The organism is Floridaenema evergladense BLCC-F167 (assembly GCF_041929205.2).
GTDB lineage: Bacteria > Cyanobacteriota > Cyanobacteriia > Cyanobacteriales > Aerosakkonemataceae > Floridanema > Floridanema evergladense.
In genome coordinates, this window is sequence record NZ_CM171625.1 from 2,154,657 (window position 1) to 2,169,762 (window position 15,106).

Consider the following 15,106-nt stretch of genomic DNA (forward strand, 5'->3'; position numbering starts at 1 on the left):
TAATGTGTTGTTGTTCTATAGAAGAAATCCCAACTGCGCGTTCCCATGCGTGCAGAAGGTAAACTTTCTTAATAACTATAATATTACAAAAGGTAGATTTTTGTTCTCGGTAGTTCTCCTGAATTTTGTCGTAGTTACACTACCTTAATTGTGGACGACCCCAGATAATCCTTTCTTGCTTATAGATCGCTACGCCCGGTTTTGCTCCTTTGGGTTTATAAATGTGTTTGGGTTCAGTGTAGACTACCGGAACGCGATCGCTCTGTCGAGAACGACTATAGTAAGCAGCCAAGTCAGCAGCATACTGTAAATCCGCTTCCTCAGCCACCGTTCCCGGTTCTAAACGCATTAAAACATGACTACCAGCAATTTCTTGAGTATGGAACCAAAGATCGTAATCACCTGCTAACCGAAATGTGAGATAATCGTTTTGGCGGTTATTCCGTCCAACTAACAGTTCAAAACCGCTAGGAGTCTCAAATCGGTAAGGATGCGACTCTGACTCGGCTTTAGTAGCAACACGATATTCTGGGTCTTCCAGATACTTTTGTTGAATCAATTCTTCCCGAATTTCCGTTAAAGTTTGCAGATCTTCTGTACTACTATAAAACTCAGTTTGTGCTAAAGCCGCTTCTATCTGTTCCAGGTAATAAATCTCTGCTTTGACTTCAGCTAATAGTGGTGCAACTGCATTCCTGGCACGTTTAAGTTTTTGGTGTACTTTATAAAGAGCTTGAGCATTTTGTACGGCATTTTTTTCGGGTTCTAACTCAATTTTTACAGGTTCGCCAGTGTCAAAATCTGCTAATATAATCGACTTCATTCCTGGTTGCCATTCATGCAGATGTGCCATCAGTAAATCAGCTTGTTGACGGTATCGATCGGCTGTGTCGGACTGCTGCAATCTTTGCTCAAAACCTTGCGCCTTTTGCCGTAGTTTTCCCAAAATACTATTTAGTTTTTGAGTTAATTGATGGCGAAGTTGAGTAAATTCTTGCTGGTTTAGTTGATTAGTGTAGTAGCGATCGAGCAAACTATGAACATCTTTCGCAGGCTCAACCACATCCCAACCCAACACAGTATACCCCTGTTGAGTCCACCCAGGAATAAAAGTCGAGTCTCTTTTTTCCAAAACTACCAACCATTCCTGCCACTTGTGAAACAAACTCAGCCAATCCGATTGAGTTAAAGTATCAGTAGATCGATCGAAGTCAAGACCAGCAGCTTGTACCATCGACTGCACCAACGCCGAACTCAAACCCCGGTAACTTTTCAGCAAACAACGTCCTAATTTTCCCGGTACTAAACTCACTCGTTCTTGCCACCGCTGTTGAGATTCGCTTAAATTAGGAATCGGGTCAGAAAGCAAAGGTGGTACTTCGTAACGTTGTCCAGTCAAAATCGGACGAACACTTGACTGTTTTTCGTTGACTTGGTGCGCCGCAGTAATAATAATATTGTCAGCATCAGTCAAAATGACATTGCTGTACTTACTCATAATTTCTGCATAAAGATGCCAAAGTGCAGGTTCTCCCGGACGTTTGCCAAACTGAAAATCTAACACCCTTTCCCAAGGTGCGATTTCCGCAACTGCGATTAAAGCTAAACCCCCAAGTTGATGACGTAACTGTTGACTAAAAGTAAATGTATCGGGTGTTTTGGGTGGTGGCGCAGCAATGCAGAGTCTAGCCGCTTGGGGATGCCAAGAAATATCTAACCAACCTCGACCTTTGAGAGTGCGGAGAGCAATAGATATGGTGAAGCGATCGCGCTGATATACTTGTTCCAAGCGCGAAGGTAGCCAGCCAGCCCTTAATTCCTCACAAGCAGCTGTCAGTGTAGTAAAATCAACGGGTTGCAAAACAGCTAATTCTTCTTCAATACCTATCTTTTATCTTCTCAGATCCCAGACATTATTACAAAAAATTAAGGTGAGATTACCCCACCTTACCCAAGAAAAATTACTAAACAGCTAACTTATTAAGCAACTTTTTGTTTTTTCTTCAACCCAACTGACAGAACACCAGCTGCCAGCAACCCACCTAAAGTAGCAGGTTCAGGTACACTTTCCATTGGTGCAGTAGTACCAACCTTAATTTGATATGCCAAATTAGAACGCACTGGTGGAGCACCCGTCCAACTCATCAATGAACTACCAGTAAGAGTAAAGGGAGTAGTTATATTACTGATTTGTAGATAATCTACATCATCGCCAGAAGAGGAGAGATTGCTAATTCCCAAACCCTCAAAAACCAGATTACTCAGTACCATAGTGCTATCAACAACCGATTTAGTACGGAGAAAAATATCCGTCACTGGGCCACTAAAAGTACTACTAGCGATCGTTCTACTGCCAACAGTATAATTAACCAAACTTCCCGTGTATTCCAGTTTAAAATTCACTGATTGATTGTTTCCCCAAGCAAACTGACCTTCAGCAACAGGCACACCGATGGTATCATTAATCCCAAATTCCCGTTCTGTGGGGTCTAAACTAGCGTTACCAATGCGACTTTCGGCAACGAACAATTCGCTAAATTGTCCCGTTGTCCGCAGGTTTTCAAATTCTGTATCTGTAAAACCAGTGCGATCGACTAAAGTAAAAGCATTAGCCACTGTAGGTACAGAAATTACCCCGAAACTAACTACTGTAAAAGTAAAAAATGCACTACGTAAGTTAATCATTGTTATTAATTCCCACTTCGCAAATTTATTTGGTAAGATGCCTGAAAGACAATTAATATTAAAATTCCAGCTTCTCTAGGTACTTCACTAACCTTGAATCTAAACTAAACTAACACTTCTCTTTCTGCCCAGAGCATTGTGAATATTTGTATTAAAACTTTAACTTATCGATTTATTTATTAAAACTCAATTCTAAAGGCTAAATGTAGCTATTATTAAATCGCCTATTCTTTAAGTTTTTTGAATTATAAGTTAATAATAGTTTTTCGGTTCTATACCTTTAGACAGAAGTCAAAGTCCGAAAAAGGTGAAAAAACCGGAAGAAAAACTAAAAACAATTGTTTTCTTGGTTTTTAGCCTTGTAACTCCATATTTTTGGATTTATCATGGAAATATAATCGTAAAAGCTCCTCATACTGCTAGGCCGTCAATCTGTCATGGATATTCAGCTGATCAACATTGGTTTTGGGAACATCGTCTCTGCAAGTCGAGTAGTCGCCATTGTCAGTCCAGAATCCGCTCCTATTAAACGCATCATCACAGATGCCAGAGATAGAGGGCAACTGATTGATGCAACCTACGGAAGACGCACCAGAGCAGTAATTATTACTGACTCCAGCCATGTAATTCTTTCCGCCATTCAACCGGAAACAGTCGCTAATCGCTTTGTCCTTAGCAAAGAGGCTACGGCTAACGAACACTAAGCTGGTCAGTTTCTGATTTGAAATTTTAGATTTTGATTGCTCATCTAGTCAAAGGCTGAAAGAATCATTAGTAACTACCAAAAAATTCTTAAGTAATAACCAATGACAAATTACAAATGACAATTTAAAATCTAAAATCTCAAATCTAAAATCAATCTTATGGAAGCAGGCAAACTGATTATTTTTACAGGGCCAAGTGGAGTTGGCAAAGGTACCTTGCTGCGAAAACTCCTAACGCAGCATCCAGAATTGGTACTTTCTACCTCCGTAACTACCCGTCCACCTCGTCCGGGGGAAATCAACGGAATAGATTATTATTTCGTTAATGTGGAAAAGTTTCAGCAAATGGTAGCAGACGACGAATTGCTGGAATGGGCAGAATTTGCGGGTAATTATTATGGTACACCTCGCTTACAAGTAGAAGACCTGATTTCTCAGGGCAAGTGGGTAATTTTAGAAATTGAACTCGAAGGTGCCAGACAAATTCGCCGAACTTTTCCCCAAGCTTTGCAGTTTTTTATTTTACCTCCTTCACTACGGGAATTAGAGCAAAGAATTCGCCATCGAGGAACAGAATCAGAAGAAGCGATCGCCAAACGTTTGCGCCGTGCCCAAGAGGAGATTAACGCTGCTAATGAGTTTGATATTCAAATTGTTAATGATGACTTGGAAAAAGCTTTTGCGAATCTGGAAGCAGCACTTTTTGTGCCGTGCTAATGTAATTTCTCAAGACAGTTTTTGGCGAATTTCTCTACTTTCAAGCAAAATTTGCCATAAACTCTCTTTATTGAGGAAAAAAGCAACTAACTAAACAACTAAATCCTGGTAAAAGTGGCGAACTGATTCGATCGCCAGCGAACAAAGTTGCTACTAATACTAATCGTGCTTTTTCTCGTCGATAAACTTCAACTTGCTGCGTAAAGCGATCGACGATCCAATACTCTTGCACTCCTCGTTCTGAATATAGTTTAAGTTTTGCTTCTTTATCCCGGCGATCGTTCTCTTTACCTGGGGATAAAACTTCAACTACTAATTCTGGTGCTCCAGTCAAATGTCCTGCTTCATCTTCAATTTGAATTAGTCTTTCTTTACTTACCCAAACAACATCTGGTATTACGCTATCCACTTCTGAAAAAATTATACCGGGTGCAATAATTGTTTCTCCTAAACCGCTTAAATCTGACCAGGCATCCAGAGGTCGAGATATTTTAACGCAAACTTGTTGATGTCGGCGATGAGGAGAGCGAGTCACAAATAGTTCTCCATCAATAATTTCATAGCGCCTCCACTCATTTTCAGGTAGCACTTCTACATCGTAAACTGTCCAGCGCACTCCCTCCCTAGTTTGGCTCATAATTTGCTCCTGCAATTGTTGTGCTGACTTCACCGACAAAGTAGTTTTGCTAATACCCTCAATTTCTAATAATGTTATTAATCGGCAATTTTCTTTTTTTATTTATAGCTAATTATTTTAAATTATTCATTGAGTAGTGGCAGAAAACGCGATCGCGTTAACAATCAATTATACTCTGATTAAGTTTAGATGGGACTTGCTCTCACACTTCCGGCTCAATTCCCTGTGCTCTCAATTGTGCCATTAACCTTTCAACTTTTTGTTGCTCTTGTTGTAATTCCAATTGAGTTTGTTCCGCCCTCTCCCATCCCGTTAATAATAAATTCCCTCGATCATCCCACCAACGTAACCAAGGCGCTTCTGCATTTTGATACCTACCTTGCCAAATTCCTAACTCTACACCTAAAGATGAAATTGGAAAATGTCCTCTTTCATTTGCTGGCAATAACTGATACTCTCCCGCTACCAAACAATATACTTCCACACTGGCGCGGTTAACTTCATAAATTCCGTAAAATGCTGGACGGATGATTTGTTCATAAATCCAAAATTTTCCAGGTTTTTCGCCTTCTCCTACGCGAAATAACGGAGTTCGATCGCGTTCTTCAAAACCATTTCCTGAGACAAATTCTAAAACTATAAATGGCGGAATTAATTCTTGCCACAATACATAAGAACGGCGAAATTGACCGTTTAACATTGGCGGTACATTGGGTACATAAAACCAGTCTGGTGCTTCTGCGCCTCTTTCAGGTGGTTCAGTTAAACGCCAATAAATTCCACAATCTTGTCCAATACAATATTGCCCATCAGGATGCAGATTTTGCAATACTAATTCTATAGAATCGCTTAACAGAATGCTTTGGGGATGCTCCTGAAAATTCTTCACAAAAGTACCATCTGACTCTGGTAATTGCGTATGGTCAGGAAGTGCGGTATTTATTGCTGTTTGGTCAATTCCTAAAGTCATAATATCATTTTTGGTAAAAATTCTCATTGCTTAAATTATATAATTTCTGCTTAATAAAGTTCGTAGTAACGACTTTAGTCGGGTAAGCGACTGAAGTCGTTACTACGAAAGAGAATAAATTAGCTATTTGCTAATTTATTGGAAGAGGTAAGTGCTGATGAAATGAGGTAAATCTAAAGCTAGTAGTGCATAAGCAAGCAAAGCGCCGCCAATTCCACCAATTAGAAAACCACTACCATATTCGTTCCAACCTTCAGAAGTATTAAATACTTGTGGTGGTCTGGGTGTGGTGACAGTTACAGTGGGATTGGGGGGATTGCTACTAGCATAAAGGGAAATGGCGATCGTCGAAATTGCCAACAACCCAACTGTAGAAATTAATCCAGCTAAATTAGGAATGTCTGAATCACGTAATGGCCCTAATTTGGCAAAGGGGCCAATTAACCAATAACCATGAGCCATTCCTACTTCTAAACCCCGGCGAATTGGTGATAATCCTTGACGATAAACTGGTAAATTGTTAATGAAAGCTTTGGTAAAAGCCGAAGCATTTATTGGAGTTTCTAAATTACCTATTTGAGGGTCGTCAAAAGCTGGGTGAACAAATTCACGATCTCTGGGATCTCTGGGTCTGTCTTTTGTTTGATTAATCGATCGATCTATCGTTTGCATATTTCTATTTTCAGCCAAAAAATTACCAAGATGATGCTTTGAGCAAAACAAAAATCTCTTTACTTAACTTTATAAAACTGTGCTAATGAAAAATCCCTCAAAAGTCATAAACCTTAGTAATTGAAAAATACAAAATACGCTTAACCAAAAGATATCTAAATCCCCGACTTGTTCGACAAGTCGGGGATTTGGGCATTGCAAAACTGAATTGAACAAGCTCTTTTATGGCATTGGATGAAACAATAAGTCCGGGAAATAGTAGTTAAACACAATCAAAATTACTGCCTGTACTGATAGCAAAACAAACAACAGAACAGGTGCCAGAGAAAGATAAGCTGTCAATTTAAAAATCATCCCCAGGTTAGAAACAATAAACTCGCGATTGTTTACTTAACGCTACACCAACGTCTGTAAACGATCGCGAGTTTTAAACATCAGATAAAATTGTCGGAGCGTGTTGCCAGTTCTACTTAATGCTAGTGCTAAAAGCGGCAACCAACATACTCCTGTAGGTATAAACGAACCATCTAAAAACTATACCAAAAGGTATATTTTATGGCATGGGATGGAATAGCAAGTCAGGGAAAAAGCGGTTAAATTCAATCAAAATACCCGCAGTGATAACCAGCCAAATTGTTGCCAAAACAGGCGCAGTGGACAGATATTTTAGGAAATATTGCATGAAAAAATCCTCCAAGATTTTCAGAGCAAACAACTAAGTTAGCGAGGTGAAACAGGGATCTTACTGTCGTCAGCTACTAATTCACCACTAGTCAATTCTTTTAATGCCAACAAGGGCCATAATGGGCCTGTGAGCATTTTGGAAATAGCCAGCGGTACATCGATGATGATCTCTTTTTCTTCGGGAGATTTATCGTTTTTAATAGCTTGGAGATAGGCACGACCAACCCAGCCAATCCAACCAGCTATGTAGAGAAACAGAATACTGGGGATTAAGAAGTCGCCAGCATGGGCTAAGTTACCATCTACGATTAGATGTGGTAGTCCTTCTGGACCGCAGAGTGCTTCGGAATAGCGATCGAGACGCTTTTTCCCAGATTCGGGATCGGCAGTTGTCGGACGAGCATCTTTATAGCGTTGTTGGAAAGCTGGAGAATCCTTGCAAGGCACTAATACAGAAGATTCCGCAGCGGAAGCAGCAGGAGCAAAGCTGAACCAAAGGCTGATTACGAGAAGTAAAGCGAACAAGCGTCGCATTGGATTATTTCCTTTTGTTACAAAACAATAAGTTTGTTGTACAAAAAGCCGAGATAATTTGTACAGTCGAAAACGCTGAACTAGGAAGAAATAATACTCTTGCTTGGTATTTTTAGTAAAGTTGAAGTGAACAAAAGTTAAAGTTTCTCAAACTAGTTTCAGCAGGCAGAAGGGAAGAAGGGTTTTATAGGCAAGCTTTTTACCTGTTTTGCGTTGTTCGATCGTCTCTCTGATGAAGTACTAGTTCTCAAAAATTATCTTAGAGCAAGCAATGGCGACAATTTTAGCAATAGAAACCAGTTGTGATGAAACTGCGGTGGCGATCGTGCGCGATCGACAAGTCTACAGCAGTATCATCGCCTCGCAAATCCCCGTCCACCAACAATACGGCGGCGTTGTCCCAGAAGTCGCCTCCCGTCAGCACGTAGAAACCATTAACCAAGGGATTGCCCAAGCTTTTCAACAAGCAGGTGCGAACTGGTCGGAGATTGACGGCATTGCTGCTACCTGCGCCCCTGGATTAGTCGGCGCTTTATTAGTCGGGTTAAGTGCGGCTAAAACCCTCGCTATCCTGCATCAAAAGCCATTTTTAGGCACACATCACTTAGAAGGGCATATTTACGCCTCTTACCTCAGTTCCCCGGATTTACAGCCACCTTTCCTTTGTCTGCTAGTTTCCGGGGGTCACACAAGTTTAATTTATGTTAAAGATTGTGGAGTTTATGAAACATTAGGCGAAACTCGCGACGATGCAGCAGGGGAAGCGTTTGATAAAGTGGCCCGATTGTTGGCATTAGGTTATCCTGGGGGGCCAATAATCGACAAATTGGCAAAAGAAGGCAATCCTAATGCTTTCCCTTTACCAGAAGGCAAAATTTCTTTACCAAATGGCGGTTTTCACCCTTACGATTCTAGTTTTAGTGGGTTAAAAACTGCGGTATTGCGGTTAACTCAAAGATTAGAGCAGGAAGGGCATTCGCTGCCAGTCAAGGACATTGCGGCTAGTTTTCAGGATACAGTAGCCAAAGCTTTGACGAAAAGAGCGATCGCCTGCGCCCTTGACTATGGACTAAACACTATTGCCGTAGGCGGAGGAGTAGCAGCGAACAGTGGACTGCGGAAGCACTTACAAGAAGCAGCAGCTGCCCATAATTTACAAGTGATGTTTCCCCCGATGAAATTTTGTACTGACAATGCCGCAATGATCGGTTGTGCATCTGCCGATCATTTAAATCGGGGTCATGTTTCGAGTTTGAGCTTGGGAGTGCGATCGCGCCTTCCCCTCACCCAAGTCATGCAGCTTTATTCGTGAAGCAGGGGGGCAGGAGTAGCTTAGTAACTTAAAATTGCTAGTTATGAGTTTAAGCGTTTTTGATCCCCCTAAATCCCCCTTACAAAGGGGGACTTTGAATCTTGTTCCCCCCTTTATAAGGCCAGGGGGGATCTATAGTAATTAGCCTCTTAATAATTAACAATCAACAATGATTTACACTACGCAAAAAGCCTTAACCTTTGAAACATTTCTCGCTCAATATGGTGATAACCCTCGCTACGAACTCGCTGACGGAGAGTTAGTGGACATGGAACCAACGGGACTTCACGAAACCGTTAGCGGTAAACTAGCAACTCAAATTGGGATTGCCATAACAGCAGAAAAACTCCCTTGGTTTATTCCTCGTAGTTGTTTAATTCGTCCTTTCGCAGATGTCGCTACTGCCCGTCGTCCTGATATTGTTGTCTTAGATGAAACTGCTCTGAGTAATGAACCTTTATGGCAGAGAGAACCTGTGATTACTTTGGGGCGATCGATCAAAATAGTAGTAGAAGTTGTGAGTACCAACTGGGAAACAGATTACGCTCGAAAAGTTGAAGAATATGCTCTTTTTGGGATTCCTGAATATTGGATTGTGGATTATTTAGGCTTGGGAGGCGTAGCTTTTATTGGTAAACCCAAACAACCAACTGTTACGATTTGCCAACTAATAGAAGAGGATTACATTCAACAACAATTTCGTCTAGGTGAAGCGATCGCGCAGCGTGGCGTTAGCCGTATCGTTTCTCCTCTGCTAAAAAACTTACAAATTCGCCTAGATGATATTTTGCTTCGGTAATCGCTTTGCTTGGAGATAAAAGAGTTGCAACCCGCTATAATTCATCTGGATTGATTCCCATTTCCCGCAAGCGTTCTGCTAAAAGTTGTGACTTGCGTCTTTCCTGCTGTAAAGCTTCTTCTGCTTTTTCCAAGCGTCTTTCAATATCTAAATAAGTTGCAAATGCTTCACCATTTGGACGATAAATCTGTAATTTATCACCCGATAAATCGAAACGAATACCTAACCTTGGACTCACCCAACTAGCGGTTAAAGATATTGCTTCTAATCCATCTTCTCCCTGTAACCAAACGCGCAACTCATTGCGATCGGGATGGTAAATATAATATTCTTCTACTCCGTGACGATCGTAAAATAGTAATTTCCCTTCCATTTCCTCACGAGAATTGCTAGGAGATAGAATTTCAAAGACTACTTGCGGAGGAATATTTTCTTCTTCCCACTGTTTATAAGAAAGGCGTTTTCCCTTGGGTCTACCCAATACTACCATTACATCAGGAGCATTCACAATATTGGATTTTCCCTCTACCGGATACCAAAATAAATCCCCTGCTACAAATACATTTTCATCAGCAGCAAACAGCCATTCTAAATTTTGCTTAATAACGACAATCCAATCGAATTGTTCTGTATTATTAGCCATTGGCTTTCCGTCAGAGTCGGGATAAATAATTTCGGTTTGATTTGTCGATTGCAGTTGATTAACCATAGTTGCTATGATGCGATTTGCTACGCAACGCTACGCGATCGCAGTAATATTTCTTATATTAGCTCACTCACTTTCATACCGAGTCAGAATACTCCTAATTTCTTTCGCCACCACATTCGGCTGTTCTATCATTGCCAAATGTCCGCAATTAGGAATTTCAATTACATTATTTCCACAGCATTCAAATAAAGGATGAAAACTAGCTAAATGGTTCACATATTTTGGTTCCATTACCTTGTCATTAGTACCAGCAATAAAATAAACAGGTTGCTTAAGTTGAGAAACTATTTTTGGTAGAACATTAACTTCTGCTTCCGTCGTTGAATCTAGTAAAGTTCCTAAAGCTGCTTCTGGGTGCGCCATGACAAAATCTATCACTCTTTGACGACCCCAAGAACGCGGCACCGGACGTGCCACACTATCACGAGCAAAAATACAATCAATCCCAGGTAAATAGCGGAGAATTCGCGGACGAAACTTGACTAACTGTTGACCTACAGAACGAAATTGCTCAAAAGCTTCCTTGAGATAAATACCACCGCCAGCGTTGACACAAATAACACCCTTGACGGACTCAGGAAACTGTTCTGCTGCCCAGAGTGCGATCGTACCACCCAGCGAATGACCAACCAACCAAGCATTAGAAATATTTAATTCCTTAAGTAAAAAACCTAACTCTTTAGCATAGACAGCCGGAGTATAAACACCAGTGTTAGTATTTTCTTCAACCAACAACTTTTCCAGACAATCTACCTCAATTTGACCTTTCTCACCAATTTGGGAATCACCAAACCCCCGCAAATCATAACAAAGGCACTGATAACTTGATGCCAACTGCTCGATTACAGGATGCCAATAGCGACGACTCAACAACCAACCATGAACGAATACCAAAACCTCACTCCTAGCAGTAGGAGTCGTCAACTCATAAGCGTGTGTTGTACCCAGGATGTTGATGCTTGCCATACATAGATCCTATCCCGAAGATGAACTACCTGGCTCATCCTGAACTTAGAGGAAGTTTGACCGCTTCCCAGTTCTGCCTTTAATTGGCAACCATAAGTAATAATTTACTCAATTTTGTCCTACTTTCCTCCATTTAGTTTAATAAGCAAAATTTCATTGGTAGTTATCTGCACCCTTTCTAGGTGATTGATGGTTTTCCAACGAGAGTGTCACAAAAATAACTTAATCTCAAATCAACCGCAGGAATTAACGACCCATCAACCTCAGCTTGACGCTTTCGGCAATTTTTTGTCCCAGATATTCGGGAATCAAGCTTTCATTGGGGCCTAAAAGGTAAAGTATTAAGCGAGTACGTCCCCGCCATACCAATAGATTGGCGCTAATCACCAACAAATCTTCTTGCCAAATCGCATACATTACCTTGTAAAACAATCCCGGCTGGTTATCCGCTTCAATTAACAGCGCTGGTAAATGAAATACTTGGTCAACGTGGAAATCAGTTTCTACCTGTTCTAAGCCAGCATCGAGATTGAATTCCACCGCCAGCATTTCCTCAACTTCAAAGCGTCCGCCTAGTGCTTCCCGAATAGCGCGACAGACATTTTCAGAGGTTTTCTCTGTTAAAGCCTTGCTACCACGAGAAACAACTAATTTAATAAACACCAGCATCGGAGGGCGAATTTGACCGTACAGACTGAGGCTATGGATAGTTAAGCCATAAGCAGCTAGTACGCCGAAAATGTCGCTCAACAGAAATGATTGATTTCGGTAGGCAAAGTAGAGGGCACTTTTATTGCCTTCCGGTTTCATTTCAATGACCGCCCGCTTGGTTTTGAAGAGTCGATAAGCTAACCTTAAGTTTTGCAATTGACTCTCGCTACTGACAAACTGTTCGTAAAATTGCGGGAACGATCGATTGAACCGTTTTAGAAGTTCTAGAGTGGACGATTTTAAACCCTGGGCCATCATGGGCAATTACAATAGCAAACCAGATTCAAAGTCTGGTTAGTGTTCAACTGTTTTTATGTTTCAAGGCGATGGGATTTCTCGGCAATAGTTTGACCCACTACCTCTCCCAAAGACTACTTACCACCTAAGTGAGTCAAAATTGCAGATGAGTTGATTTTTGGAGAAATTTCCCTACTCATCGACTAAATCCCGCAATTAGGTCAAACACTAGGGGGATACGTAAAGATATACTAACTAGTGCAGGGTGGTAGGGAAGCAGGGAGCAGGGGAGACAAGATGACAAGGGGATAAAAGGATTTTTGCCTTCTGCCTTCTGCCTTCTGCCTTCTGCCTTCTGCCTTCTGCCTTCTTGCAATAGTATGCCTACCCAACTTCCTTTTATTACGATAACCACGGCTGCATGGGTTTTTGGAAAAGCTGGTTTAGCGATTTTGACAATGCCTCTTCAACTGGGGGCAAACAAGTAGAAGAATATCCGATCGCAGGTACAGGAGATTCGCCTAACCGTAATGGTCGCATATTTTTTTCTACCGATCGGGACATTGATTTGTACGAATTAGAAGAACTCTGCGATGCAGTGGGATGGTCCCGCCGTCCCCTGCGAAAGGTCAAAAAGGCTCTTCAACATAGTTTCCTTGTGGGTTCCATGTGGGAAGTCAAAGGCAACCGCAAGCGCCTGATTGGTTTTGCTAGAGCTACATCTGACCACGCCTTTAATGCCACTATCTGGGATGTAGTAGTGCACCCTGATTTTCAAGGCAAAGGTCTCGGCAAAGCACTGATGAAGTACATGATTAAAAAACTCCGCAGTGAGGATATTAGCAACATTACTTTATTTGCCGATCCTCATGTGGTCGATTTCTATCATGGTTTAGGTTTTATTTCCGACCCGGAAGGCATTAAAGGGATGTTTTGGTATCCCAATTAACTCCGAACCGAAAGGCTACTAAATTAGCTCCTCATACCATTCTCGCCTGAATGCGATCGACCTGGCAGCAGCGTCCCCGAAATGACCACATCTGCCACCAAGATAATGTGTAGCAAATTTCTAGGAAAATGGTATACTAAAAAAGTTGCTAACCGGGATGTAGCGCAGCTTGGTAGCGCGCCTGCTTTGGGAGCAGGATGCCGGAGGTTCAAATCCTCTCATCCCGATCGCATAATTCAAGTAACTCCTTTTAAGAACCCCGGACACTGATAGTACTAACAACTTTCAGCTGTCCATTTTTATCGATCGTCCAAATATCATAGTTCCCCATCACATCCCCTTGGGAATCAAAATCTAAATTACCACTAGCACCTTGATAGTCGATCTTTTTACCTTGGCGAATCAGGGAAAGTGCTTGGCAAACATCAGAAACTTTCTGTCCTGGGGGATTAGCTACTTCCCGAATTTTGTCTTTAATGGTTCTACCAGAAGTTGATTTGGCGGCTTCTGCGGCTAATACTAGCACGGCTGCGGCATCCCAAGTGTTAGGGCTATAGACTACAGGTTGACTATTGTAAGCGGTTTTGTAGCGATCGTTAAACTGTTTTAACGCCACACCCCCAGCACTAGCCGCAGTACCAATCATCCCAGTAGTAATATACGCCCCTTGGGAATTTTTGCCCACCAATTGAGCAATCTTCAAATCTTTCATCCCATCAGTCAGCATGACTTGGGTTTTTTTCCCTAACAAACCTTGCTGATAAGCAGCTTTTAAGATTAAACTCCCAGTTTCCGGGTAAGCAACTAATAAAACCGCATCGGGATTTCCTCGAAAAGCTGCCGCTACCTCTGATTCAAAACTAGAAGCATCCGGGGGATAGTAAGTAGGTTTTGCCTGATTTAAAACTTTGCCACCCAAAGACGTAAAAGCAGAAGTAAAAGCATTTACCAAACCTCTACCATAGTCATTATTGAGCGCCAAAACCGAAACAGTTTTAAAACCCCTAGCCTGTGCTAACTTAGCTAAAGCTTGACCTTGAAAGTTATCTGGTGGCGCAGTACGGAACCAAAAACCCTGAAAATCACCTTTTTTCGCTCTTTCTGTAAAAATGGGGCCAGTGGTAGAAGGAGAGATTTGAACTACCTGATTTCGTACTGCAATATCCACAGCAGCACTAGAAACACTAGTTCCAGCAGCACCGACTACTCCGCCAACGCGATCGACCTCTGCTAACTTAGTCATAGCAGCAGCACCAGCAGCAGGATTAGTTTGGTCATTTTCCGAAATTAATTGTACTGGTTGACCTAAAACGCCACTACATTCATTCACTCTTTTCACTAACAGATTAGCGCTATCCTGCATAGAAGTGCCAAATTGAGCTAAATCTCCCGTTATCGGCAGGAGAGTGCCAATTTTGAGTCCCGAACCCGAAGAAGCGTTATTTTGACAAGCAGCAGCAAGTAAAATTAGAGCTATGGCTTTGCCGCAACCTAGCAACTTTGCTACTCTGGTAAACTGTAGTTGTGTTTTATTTGGCTGATTCATATAATTTTTCTTTAATTCCTGCAATACTAACAACTTAGTCAACTTCACTCTCTCAATGGAACTCTTTTCTTTACAGCCTAGTCAGAATCAGTACAATTCAAACTATGAAATGCTGTAATATCTTCAAATGTTCTATTGACAAAGGGGAAGTTAATTAATATTGTGCGATAAACAAACTGGTGGCAGATTGCGCCAAGAAAACTATAAGATACGATACTTAGTCAGGTATCCGAAGGTGTAACTTTTTCGTTCTGAGATTCTTTTAGGAGAAGTA

At 41.5% G+C, this 15,106-nt stretch carries 17 protein-coding genes and 1 tRNA gene; 6 read left to right on the plus strand and 12 right to left on the minus strand.

Features of this window, described 5'->3' with window-relative positions; all coding sequences use genetic code 11:
* Window positions 1-139: 139 nt before the first annotated feature.
* A complete protein-coding gene (locus tag ACE1CA_RS10475; RefSeq protein ID WP_413279003.1) occupies window positions 140-1,861 on the minus strand; it encodes an Rqc2 family fibronectin-binding protein in 1,722 nt (573 codons plus the stop codon).
* 119 nt (window positions 1,862-1,980) lie between these two features.
* Window positions 1,981-2,685, minus strand: coding sequence for a PEP-CTERM sorting domain-containing protein (locus tag ACE1CA_RS10480; RefSeq protein WP_413279004.1), 705 nt, complete (start codon window positions 2,683-2,685; stop codon window positions 1,981-1,983).
* 437 nt (window positions 2,686-3,122) lie between these two features.
* Between ACE1CA_RS10480 and remA the strand changes: the two genes are divergently transcribed.
* Together remA and gmk are read left to right on the plus strand one after the other, a co-directional pair.
* A complete protein-coding gene (remA, locus tag ACE1CA_RS10485) occupies window positions 3,123-3,389 on the plus strand; it encodes an extracellular matrix/biofilm regulator RemA (protein ID WP_413279005.1) in 267 nt (88 codons plus the stop codon).
* Window positions 3,390-3,548: 159 nt separating this feature from the next.
* Entirely contained in the window at window positions 3,549-4,106 is a 558-nt protein-coding gene (gene gmk, locus ACE1CA_RS10490) for a guanylate kinase (protein WP_413279006.1), read from the plus strand.
* Window positions 4,107-4,173: 67 nt separating this feature from the next.
* Here the strand turns inward: gmk and ACE1CA_RS10495 are convergent, their stop codons facing one another.
* From ACE1CA_RS10495 to ACE1CA_RS10520, 6 genes are all read right to left on the minus strand, one after another.
* Window positions 4,174-4,743 (minus strand): Uma2 family endonuclease, encoded by a 570-nt coding sequence (locus ACE1CA_RS10495; protein ID WP_413279007.1) that lies wholly within the window; start codon window positions 4,741-4,743, stop codon window positions 4,174-4,176.
* Window positions 4,744-4,945: 202 nt separating this feature from the next.
* Window positions 4,946-5,713 carry a Uma2 family endonuclease gene (locus ACE1CA_RS10500; RefSeq protein WP_413279033.1) on the minus strand — a complete coding sequence of 256 codons (768 nt, stop codon included), beginning with the start codon at window positions 5,711-5,713 and terminating at the stop codon, window positions 4,946-4,948.
* Window positions 5,714-5,848: 135 nt separating this feature from the next.
* Window positions 5,849-6,385, minus strand: coding sequence for a photosystem I reaction center subunit XI (locus ACE1CA_RS10505; protein ID WP_413279008.1), 537 nt, complete (start codon window positions 6,383-6,385; stop codon window positions 5,849-5,851).
* Window positions 6,386-6,607: 222 nt separating this feature from the next.
* A complete protein-coding gene (locus ACE1CA_RS10510; protein WP_413279009.1) occupies window positions 6,608-6,739 on the minus strand; it encodes a photosystem I reaction center subunit IX in 132 nt (43 codons plus the stop codon).
* Window positions 6,740-6,938: 199 nt separating this feature from the next.
* Complete coding sequence (gene psaJ, locus ACE1CA_RS10515) at window positions 6,939-7,067, minus strand: photosystem I reaction center subunit IX (RefSeq protein ID WP_413279010.1); 129 nt, start codon at window positions 7,065-7,067, stop codon at window positions 6,939-6,941.
* A 38-nt stretch (window positions 7,068-7,105) separates the two neighbouring features.
* Window positions 7,106-7,603, minus strand: coding sequence for a Photosystem I reaction center subunit III (locus tag ACE1CA_RS10520; protein ID WP_413279011.1), 498 nt, complete (start codon window positions 7,601-7,603; stop codon window positions 7,106-7,108).
* 271 nt (window positions 7,604-7,874) lie between these two features.
* On the opposite strand from ACE1CA_RS10520, the gene tsaD reads away from it, so the two are divergent.
* Both tsaD and ACE1CA_RS10530 read left to right on the plus strand, forming a co-directional pair.
* Window positions 7,875-8,915, plus strand: coding sequence for a tRNA (adenosine(37)-N6)-threonylcarbamoyltransferase complex transferase subunit TsaD (gene tsaD / locus ACE1CA_RS10525; protein ID WP_413279012.1), 1,041 nt, complete (start codon window positions 7,875-7,877; stop codon window positions 8,913-8,915).
* 169 nt (window positions 8,916-9,084) lie between these two features.
* Window positions 9,085-9,714 carry a Uma2 family endonuclease gene (locus ACE1CA_RS10530; protein ID WP_413279013.1) on the plus strand — a complete coding sequence of 210 codons (630 nt, stop codon included), beginning with the start codon at window positions 9,085-9,087 and terminating at the stop codon, window positions 9,712-9,714.
* Window positions 9,715-9,748: 34 nt separating this feature from the next.
* On the opposite strand, the gene ACE1CA_RS10535 is transcribed toward ACE1CA_RS10530, so the two are convergent.
* The 3 genes from ACE1CA_RS10535 to ACE1CA_RS10545 form a co-directional block, all read right to left on the minus strand.
* Complete coding sequence (locus ACE1CA_RS10535) at window positions 9,749-10,423, minus strand: Uma2 family endonuclease (protein WP_413279014.1); 675 nt, start codon at window positions 10,421-10,423, stop codon at window positions 9,749-9,751.
* A 63-nt stretch (window positions 10,424-10,486) separates the two neighbouring features.
* Window positions 10,487-11,389, minus strand: coding sequence for an alpha/beta fold hydrolase (locus tag ACE1CA_RS10540; protein ID WP_413279015.1), 903 nt, complete (start codon window positions 11,387-11,389; stop codon window positions 10,487-10,489).
* A gap of 246 nt (window positions 11,390-11,635) precedes the next feature.
* Window positions 11,636-12,355, minus strand: coding sequence for a hypothetical protein (locus tag ACE1CA_RS10545; RefSeq protein ID WP_073593282.1), 720 nt, complete (start codon window positions 12,353-12,355; stop codon window positions 11,636-11,638).
* A gap of 403 nt (window positions 12,356-12,758) precedes the next feature.
* Between ACE1CA_RS10545 and ACE1CA_RS10550 the strand changes: the two genes are divergently transcribed.
* Complete coding sequence (locus ACE1CA_RS10550; protein WP_413279016.1) at window positions 12,759-13,286, plus strand: GNAT family N-acetyltransferase; 528 nt, start codon at window positions 12,759-12,761, stop codon at window positions 13,284-13,286.
* A gap of 153 nt (window positions 13,287-13,439) precedes the next feature.
* Window positions 13,440-13,513: transfer RNA gene (locus ACE1CA_RS10555), tRNA-Pro, on the plus strand.
* 23 nt (window positions 13,514-13,536) lie between these two features.
* On the opposite strand, the gene ACE1CA_RS10560 is transcribed toward ACE1CA_RS10555, so the two are convergent.
* Complete coding sequence (locus ACE1CA_RS10560) at window positions 13,537-14,832, minus strand: ABC transporter substrate-binding protein (protein ID WP_413279017.1); 1,296 nt, start codon at window positions 14,830-14,832, stop codon at window positions 13,537-13,539.
* Between the last annotated feature and the right edge of the window lie 274 nt (window positions 14,833-15,106).

What these genes read in the sequence shown, in the direction of transcription:
- ACE1CA_RS10480 (WP_413279004.1), bottom strand. Translation starts at nt 2,685, where the DNA reads ATGATTAACTTACGTAGTGCATTTTTTACTTTTACAGTAGTTAGTTTC.
- remA (WP_413279005.1), top strand. Translation starts at nt 3,123, where the DNA reads ATGGATATTCAGCTGATCAACATTGGTTTTGGGAACATCGTCTCTGCA.
- gmk (WP_413279006.1), top strand. Translation starts at nt 3,549, where the DNA reads ATGGAAGCAGGCAAACTGATTATTTTTACAGGGCCAAGTGGAGTTGGC.
- ACE1CA_RS10495 (WP_413279007.1), bottom strand. Translation starts at nt 4,743, where the DNA reads ATGAGCCAAACTAGGGAGGGAGTGCGCTGGACAGTTTACGATGTAGAA.
- ACE1CA_RS10500 (WP_413279033.1), bottom strand. Translation starts at nt 5,713, where the DNA reads ATGACTTTAGGAATTGACCAAACAGCAATAAATACCGCACTTCCTGAC.
- ACE1CA_RS10505 (WP_413279008.1), bottom strand. Translation starts at nt 6,385, where the DNA reads ATGCAAACGATAGATCGATCGATTAATCAAACAAAAGACAGACCCAGA.
- ACE1CA_RS10510 (WP_413279009.1), bottom strand. Translation starts at nt 6,739, where the DNA reads ATGATTTTTAAATTGACAGCTTATCTTTCTCTGGCACCTGTTCTGTTG.
- psaJ (WP_413279010.1), bottom strand. Translation starts at nt 7,067, where the DNA reads ATGCAATATTTCCTAAAATATCTGTCCACTGCGCCTGTTTTGGCAACA.
- ACE1CA_RS10520 (WP_413279011.1), bottom strand. Translation starts at nt 7,603, where the DNA reads ATGCGACGCTTGTTCGCTTTACTTCTCGTAATCAGCCTTTGGTTCAGC.
- tsaD (WP_413279012.1), top strand. Translation starts at nt 7,875, where the DNA reads ATGGCGACAATTTTAGCAATAGAAACCAGTTGTGATGAAACTGCGGTG.
- ACE1CA_RS10530 (WP_413279013.1), top strand. Translation starts at nt 9,085, where the DNA reads ATGATTTACACTACGCAAAAAGCCTTAACCTTTGAAACATTTCTCGCT.
- ACE1CA_RS10535 (WP_413279014.1), bottom strand. Translation starts at nt 10,423, where the DNA reads ATGGTTAATCAACTGCAATCGACAAATCAAACCGAAATTATTTATCCC.
- ACE1CA_RS10540 (WP_413279015.1), bottom strand. Translation starts at nt 11,389, where the DNA reads ATGGCAAGCATCAACATCCTGGGTACAACACACGCTTATGAGTTGACG.
- ACE1CA_RS10545 (WP_073593282.1), bottom strand. Translation starts at nt 12,355, where the DNA reads ATGGCCCAGGGTTTAAAATCGTCCACTCTAGAACTTCTAAAACGGTTC.
- ACE1CA_RS10550 (WP_413279016.1), top strand. Translation starts at nt 12,759, where the DNA reads ATGGGTTTTTGGAAAAGCTGGTTTAGCGATTTTGACAATGCCTCTTCA.
- ACE1CA_RS10560 (WP_413279017.1), bottom strand. Translation starts at nt 14,832, where the DNA reads ATGAATCAGCCAAATAAAACACAACTACAGTTTACCAGAGTAGCAAAG.